The sequence below is a fragment of the Nitrospirota bacterium genome (genome assembly GCA_037386965.1).
Classification (GTDB): domain Bacteria; phylum Nitrospirota; class Thermodesulfovibrionia; order Thermodesulfovibrionales; family JdFR-86; genus JARRLN01.
Genome location: JARRLN010000115.1, coordinates 1 through 6,920, shown reverse-complemented (window position 1 = coordinate 6,920; position 6,920 = coordinate 1). Strand labels below are relative to the sequence as shown.

Sequence of the window (6,920 nt, the reverse complement as noted above, 5' to 3'; positions counted from 1 at the left end):
GCAGGGAGAGGTCCTCGGCGTACCTGCTCTCAAGGACGGCGAAGGGAATGCCCGCCTCCTCCAGGATGCGCCTCCGGCGGGGAGAGGCCGAAGCAAGGATGATTTCAGAACCGTACACCATTTATGAACGAACGTTGCTTATTTGTATTTTTACTGCCCGCAGTTTTACGGGCGAGCCCGCGCCCGGAAAGCACTGCCCGAAGAACACAATCTCACATCCACAGTAGGAATTATACATCCCGGCCGAAAGCCGCTGCATGCCATGCCCGCGCTGCGCCCGGAAAGAGAAAGAGAACAGGCTGGCCCGAGAACGGACTGGTCCGCGGACTGGTCCGCGTCAGGTCTGGCCGAAGACGCGCCGGAAGATGTAATCCACGTGCTTGAGGTAGGGGCCGAGCTCGAAGAGGCCGTTGAGCTCCGAGGGGGAGAGGAGTTTTTTCACCTCGGAGTCCTTCTTCAGGAGGGCCTTGAACTCCTGGCGGGAGCGCCAGGACTGCATGGCGTTTTTCTGCACCAGGCGGTAGGCGTCCTCCCGGGTCATGCCCTTTTCGGTCAGGGCCAGCAGGACGCGCTGGGAGTTGTAAAGGCCGCGGCTCAGGGCCATGTTGCGCTTCATCCTGTCGGGGTAGACGTGCAGGCCCTCGATGATGCCCGTCAGGCGGTCGAGCATGTAGTCCGCGAGGATGGTGCTGTCTGGCAGGATGACCCGCTCCACGGAGGAGTGGGAGATGTCGCGTTCATGCCAGAGGGCGATGTTCTCGTAGGCGGCCACGGCGTTGGCCCGCACCACGCGGGCAAGGCCCGAGAGGTTCTCCGAGCCCACGGGGTTTCGCTTGTGGGGCATGGCGGAGGAGCCCTTCTGCCCCCGGGCGAAAGGCTCCTCGGCCTCCCGCACCTCGGTGCGCTGGAGGTGGCGTATCTCCACGGCTATCTTCTCCACCGTGGCCGCCGTGATGGCCAGGGCGCTCATGAGCTCGGCGTGGCGGTCGCGCTGCACCACCTGGGTGGCCACCGGCTCGGGCTGAAGGCCAAGCCTCCGGAGGACCTTCTCCTCCACCGAGGGGGGCACGTTGGAGAAGGTGCCCACGGCGCCGGAGAGCTTCCCCACGCTCACGGCCTTCCGGGCCGCGTCCATGCGCTTGAGGTTCCGGCCCATCTCCTCGTACCAGAGGGCGAACTTCATCCCGAAGGTCATGGGCTCGGCGTGCACGCCGTGGCTTCTGCCGATGACGGGGGTCTTCTTGAACTCCAGGGCCTTTTTCTTGAGCACGGCGCGGAGGGCGCGGATGTCCCGCCTGATGATATCCGCCGCGGCCCTGAGAAGCAGGCCCTGGGCGGTGTCCACCACGTCGGAGCTGGTGAGCCCCTTGTGGATGTAGCGGCTCTCGGGCCCCACGTGCTCGGCCACGGAGGTGAGGAAGGCGATGACGTCGTGGCGGACCTCGGCCTCTATCTGCTCGATGCGGGCCGGGTCGAAGCCCGCCTTCTCCTTGATGGCCCTGAGGGCGGACCGGGGGACCTCGCCCTCCTCGGCCCACGCCTCGCAGACGGCCAGCTCCACGTCCAGCCAGCTCCGGTACTTGTTCTCAAGCGTCCAGAGGGCCCCCATCTCGGGCCGCGTGTAGCGCGCTATCATGGGAACCAATCCCCTTTTCTTTCAACGATTGCCCCGCTCACACAAACCGAACCCGTTTCAACCTTTCTGTCGCAACGGGCCGCGCCCGGGGACCAGTCCCTTTTCTTACTCGTCAAATCCCCCTAGCCGGGGGGCCAGCCCATGGGGCGGCCGCCCAGGACGTGCATGTGCATGTGAAAGACGCTCTGGCCGGCTTCGGCGTTGGTGTTCATGACCAGGCGGAAGCCCCTCTCGGCCACGCCCTTCTCCCTGGCCAGCCGATTGGCCACCTGCACCATGTGCCCCAGGAGGGCGTTATCGGCTTCGGCCAGCTCCAGGGTGCCGGGAATGTGTTTTCTGGGGACGATGAGGGCATGCAGGGGGGCCTGGGGGCTGACGTCCTGGAAGGCCACCACCTTGTCGTCCTCGTAGAGGATGGAAGAGGGGATTTGCTTCGCCGCTATCTTGCAGAACAGGCACTCAGGCATCTCGTCTCTCCTCCCGTGGGCTCCCGATTCTGGTGAAGAAGCAGGTCCTCTCGCCGGTGTGGCACGCGCCGGGGCCGTGCTGCCGCACCCTGACGAGCAGGGTATCCCGGTCGCAGTCGGCGTGGATGTCCCGGACCTCCTGGACGTTGCCCGAGGTCTCTCCCTTCTTCCAGAACTTCTGGCGGGAGCGCGACCAGAAGTGGGTGTATCCGCTCTCGAGGGTCATCCTCAGGGATTCCTTGTTCATGTAGGCGAGCATGAGGACCTCTCCCGTGTCGGCCTCCTGGACGATGGCCGGGATGAGGCCCCGCTCGTCGTACTTGAGCTGGCCGATGTCCATGCGTGCTCACTCCTCCCGGGTCCGAAAAAGAATGTATTATACCTCATGTTCGTCCCCCTCCGGAGGCCCCCGGAGGGGGAGGCTCTCAAAGCCTTGTGGTTATTGCACTATTTAAGGCTTCCGGAGGGGCCTGTGGTATAATGGTTAAAATTTTCCGGAGAGTGAGAGCTGGCCGTACGCCAGGTGATGCTCAGGGTTAGCGCATATCTCATATTTTCCCTTTTTCTCCTCGTCTCCACAGTCTCCGCCGCAGAAATCAGGGGGCCTTCGGTCCGCTTCGATGACGGCCGCGTGATGGTGTCCGCCGCGCTCGTGCTGGACGAGAAGCACGTCGAGGAGATTGAGAAGGGTGTCTCCAAGGAGATAGTCTTCTATGTGGACCTGTTCCGGGTGTGGGACACCTGGCCCGACGAGTTCGTCCAGGGAAGCACCTTTGTGCAGACCCTGCACTGCGACCCGGTGAAAAAGGAGTACGTGGCCACCTCCTTGAACGGGGTCCGCCTGCTGGAGAAGCGCTTCAGCTCCTGCCGCCGGATGCTGGACTGGGCCCTCCGGATACCGGAGTTTTCTCTGGCGGACACCGAGGAGCTGGAGCCCTCCCGGTATTTCGTCAAGGTGACGGCGGAGTCGCGCCTGAGGCGCCTCCCCCCTTTCATCAACCTGCTTTTTTTCTTCGTGCGGGAAAAGGAGTTTTCCGTGTCGCGCAACTCTCCGGTCTTCCCGGTGAACATGACGGATGAAGAAGCCCGCTAGAAAGACCCTTCTGACCCTGCTCTCGGTGGCGCTCTTCATGGTGGTGGCCTCCGCGATGGAGTTTGCCTTCATGCGCATCGAGGCCTCCACCCTGCAGGGGAAGCTCCTGTTTTTCTTCCTCCTGAACCTCAACATCCTGGCCCTTCTGGGCCTGATGTACCTGGTGGGCAAGAGCCTCCTCAGGCTCGCCCTGGAGAGAAGGCAGCGGGCCCTGGGCTACAAGTACAAGACCATGGTGGTGGGCTTCTTCCTCACCGTGGTCTCCATCCCCGCGGTCCTGCTCTTCGTCATCGCCGGGGAGCTGGGGACGAACTACATCGACCGGTTCTTCACCCCCCAGTTCAAGAAACCCATCGAGAGCTCTATCGCCATGGCCCAGGCCCTCTATGACATGGAGCGGGAGAAGGTCTTGAGCGACGCCCGCCTGGCCGCCTCGGGGATGGACCTGCCGCAGGGTTACACGGTGCGGAGGCTTTCGGAGCCCCCTGAGGACGCCTCCGGCGTCCTCAGGGACGCCTTCGAGGGCATGGAGGGCTCGGAGGTCATATCCGGGCCGGACGGGGACATCGTGCGGGCCGCCGTCCCTCTGGGCAAAGGCGTCCTGGTGGCGGAATCGGCCGTCCCGGCCTCCGTCACCGAGAACATAGAGCTTATCAAGCAGGCCTATGAGGACTACGTGAGCCTGGAGAAGTGGGAGGTGCCTCTTAAACTCAACTACTTGCTTTTGTTGGGTTTTTTCACCCTCATCATCATCTTCAGCGCGCTTTGGGTCTCGCTTCGTCTCGCGGGGTGGATAACCGAGCCGGTGCGCAGCCTGGCGCTGGCCACCGAGCAGGTGGCCTCCGGCAACCTCCGCGTGCAGGTGTCCTCCCGCAGGCGGGACGAGATGGGACTGCTCATCGAGTCCTTCAACCGGATGGTCCGCGAGCTGAGGGAGGGGAAGGAGTCGCTTCAGCGGGCCTTCGCCAACATGGAAAACATCGTCCGCAACATCCAGAGCGGCGTCATCTCGGTGGACGCGGAGGGACAGGTGGCGGCCATCAACGACGCGGCCTGCCGCATCCTGGGCGTCCAAGCCCAGGAGATGACGGGCAAGCCCTACGGGGCCCTCCTTCAGGCGGTAAGCAGCGAGGAGCTGGAAACCCTGGTGCGGAGCATCAACCTCAGCTCCCTGGGCGAGATGGAAAAGGAGGTCCCCGTCACCCTCAAGGGGGCGAAGCGGCTCCTCAGGGTCTCCATCACGGGGCTCAAGGACTCGGTGGGGGAGCACATGGGGCTCCTGGTCGTGGTGGACGACATAACCGAGGTCATCAAGGCCCAGAGGGCCATAGCCTGGCAGGAGGTGGCCCGGCGGATGGCCCACGAGATAAAAAACCCCTTGACCCCCATAAGGCTCTCCACTGAGCGGATGCTGAAGAAATGGAGCGGTGGGGACAAGGACTTCGACGCCGTCTTCGAGCGCTCCGCCCGGACGATCATCCGGGAGGTGGATGGCCTGAGGCGCCTGGTGGACGAGTTCTCCCGCCTGGGGAAGATGCCCGAGATGAGGCGCGCCCCCACCGACCTGATGAGCGTGGTCCGTGAGGCCGCGGCCCTGTACAGCAACTACCGGGGCCTCACCATCCGGGTGGAAGGCCCCGGTGAGCTTCCCCCGGTCCCCCTGGACGAAGAGCAGTTCAAGCGGGTGCTCATCAACATCCTGGACAACGCCGCCGAGGCCATGGGCAAGAAAGGCACCATAGAGGTCCTGGTAAGCCGGGAGCACGAGAGCCAGCGCTTCCGCATAGATATCCGGGACGAGGGGCCGGGCATCCCGGAGGCGGACAAGGAGAAGCTCTTCATGCCCTACTTCTCCACGCGGAAAAACGGCACGGGTCTGGGGCTGGCCATCGCCGACAGGATAGTCAGCGAGCACGGCGGGACCATCCGGGTGCGGGACGGCGAGCCCCGGGGAAGTGTTTTCACCATCGAGGTTCCCTCACGCTAGAGAAAGGAGTGTGCTTGAGCCATGGCGGATTCGCAGGTTCTGATAATCGACGACGAGGCGGGCATCAGGGAGAGCCTCGCCGATATCCTCACGGACGAGGGCTACCGCGTCGTGACCGCCCGGAGCGGCGAGGAGGCCCTCTCTCACGCGGGGGAGAGGCTGCCCGACGTGGTGGTCCTTGACGTCTGGCTGCCCAGCATGGACGGCCTGGACGTGCTTGAGCGCATCAAGGGGCTCTCGGCGGAGCTGCCGGTCATCATGATATCGGGACACGGCACCATCGAGACCGCCGTCAGGGCGACCCGGATGGGGGCCTACGACTTCCTGGAGAAGCCCCTCTCCCTGGAGAAGGTCGTCCTCACGGTGGGGAGGGCCTTGGAGAGGCGGAGCCTGGAGGAGGAAAACCGCCAGCTCAGGGAGAGCCTCCAGAAGAAGTGCCTCCTGGTGGGGGAGAGCGCCGCCATGCAGGCCGTCAGAAGCCAGGTGGCCATGGCCGCCAGGAGCAACAGCCGGGTCCTCATCACCGGGGAGAGCGGCGTGGGCAAGGAAATCGTGGCCCGCCTGCTGCACGAGCAGGGCCCGCGGGCCCGCGCCCCTTTCGTCGCGGTCAACTGCGCGGCCATCCCTCAGGAGCTCATCGAGAGCGAGCTGTTCGGCCACGAGAAGGGCTCCTTCACCGGCGCGTTCGAGCAGAAGAAGGGGAAGTTCGAGACGGCCGACGGGGGGACGCTCCTTCTGGACGAGATAGCAGACATGTCCTTTCAGACCCAGGCGAAGCTCCTCCGGGTCCTGGAGAACCAGCAGTTTCAGCGTGTGGGGGGCTCCCGGAGCATCCAGGTGGACGTCCGGGTCATCGCGGCCACCAACAAGGACCTGGAGGAGCGCATCAGGAAGGAGGAGTTCCGGGCGGACCTGTATTTCAGGCTCAACGTCATCCCCATCCACGTCCCGCCGCTGAGGGAGAGGAAGGAGGACATCCCCCTTCTGGTGGAGCATTTCCTGGGCACGCTGGCCGCCGAATACGGGCAGGCCCCCAAGAAGGTCTCCCGCGAGGCGGTGCGAAAGTTGATGGAGCACGACTGGCCGGGAAACATCAGGGAGCTCAGGAACCTCATCGAGAGGCTGGTCATCATGACCCCCGCCGAGACCATCAGCGCCGAGGGGCTCACGCTGGGAGAGGGAGAGGCAGAGGAGGCGGACTACTATCGGCTCTCGTCCCTGAGGGACGCCCGGGAGGCCTTCGAGAAGGACTTCATCAGCCGGAAGCTCAAGGACTACGGCTGGAACGTCTCGCGGACCGCCGAGGCCATGGGCATCGAGAGGAGCAACCTGCACCGGAAGATAAAGGCCTTCGGGATACGGCTGCCCGGGGCGGCCTGAGGAGACGTTCCACGTGGAACGGAGGGCTCAGAAGGAGTCCGGCCAGGGCCAGAGCCTCTTGAACTCCCTCTCGGCCTCCTCCGCCTCCGCCGGGGAGGCGCCCGAGGCGTCCATCGTCCGGCCCCCCAGGAGCCCGTCTTCTCCGAAGGGGAAGAGGGGGGACCGGGAGGGGTAGCGGTGCACCACCAGCCCCCATTCGTCCACGCCCACCTCCGCCACCACCGTGCCCGCCTCGTCAAGCTCCGCGTACAGAGTCCGCACCCCCACCCGCCCGAGTAGCTGTCCGTCGCTGCCGTTACATCTCAGATAGCGCATTTCCCCTGCCTTATGTTTTGTTCCACGTGGAACACGCGGCCT

The 6,920-nt window shown here is 64.5% G+C and carries 8 protein-coding genes; 3 read left to right on the top strand and 5 right to left on the bottom strand.

The window, feature by feature from the left end; genetic code table 11:
• The 4 genes from P8Y39_12410 to hisI form a co-directional block, all read right to left on the bottom strand.
• Positions 1-121, bottom strand: a 121-nt coding sequence (locus P8Y39_12410; protein ID MEJ2193119.1) for a Maf family protein, incomplete at its 3' end; no start/stop codon positions are given.
• 216 nt (positions 122-337) lie between these two features.
• Positions 338-1,636, bottom strand: coding sequence for an adenylosuccinate lyase (gene purB, locus P8Y39_12405; GenBank protein ID MEJ2193118.1), 1,299 nt, complete (start codon positions 1,634-1,636; stop codon positions 338-340).
• Positions 1,637-1,758: 122 nt separating this feature from the next.
• Positions 1,759-2,103 (bottom strand): histidine triad nucleotide-binding protein, encoded by a 345-nt coding sequence (locus tag P8Y39_12400; protein ID MEJ2193117.1) that lies wholly within the window; start codon positions 2,101-2,103, stop codon positions 1,759-1,761.
• Positions 2,096-2,443 (bottom strand): phosphoribosyl-AMP cyclohydrolase, encoded by a 348-nt coding sequence (gene hisI, locus P8Y39_12395; protein MEJ2193116.1) that lies wholly within the window; start codon positions 2,441-2,443, stop codon positions 2,096-2,098. Before hisI ends, P8Y39_12400 begins: the two co-directional genes overlap by 8 nt.
• A gap of 186 nt (positions 2,444-2,629) precedes the next feature.
• On the opposite strand from hisI, the gene P8Y39_12390 reads away from it, so the two are divergent.
• The 3 genes from P8Y39_12390 to P8Y39_12380 are packed head-to-tail and all read left to right on the top strand — an operon-like array spanning position 2,630 to position 6,563.
• The gene (locus P8Y39_12390) at positions 2,630-3,196 is read left to right on the top strand and encodes a DUF4390 domain-containing protein (protein MEJ2193115.1); all 567 of its coding nucleotides are present in this window, start codon (positions 2,630-2,632) and stop codon (positions 3,194-3,196) included.
• Positions 3,180-5,183, top strand: coding sequence for an ATP-binding protein (locus P8Y39_12385; protein MEJ2193114.1), 2,004 nt, complete (start codon positions 3,180-3,182; stop codon positions 5,181-5,183). The genes P8Y39_12390 and P8Y39_12385 overlap by 17 nt, the downstream gene beginning before the upstream one ends.
• Positions 5,184-5,204: 21 nt before the next feature.
• Positions 5,205-6,563, top strand: a complete 1,359-nt coding sequence (locus tag P8Y39_12380; GenBank protein MEJ2193113.1) for a sigma-54 dependent transcriptional regulator — start codon at positions 5,205-5,207, stop codon at positions 6,561-6,563.
• A 27-nt stretch (positions 6,564-6,590) separates the two neighbouring features.
• Here the strand turns inward: P8Y39_12380 and P8Y39_12375 are convergent, their stop codons facing one another.
• The gene (locus P8Y39_12375) at positions 6,591-6,878 is read right to left on the bottom strand and encodes a hypothetical protein (protein ID MEJ2193112.1); all 288 of its coding nucleotides are present in this window, start codon (positions 6,876-6,878) and stop codon (positions 6,591-6,593) included.
• Between the last annotated feature and the right edge of the window lie 42 nt (positions 6,879-6,920).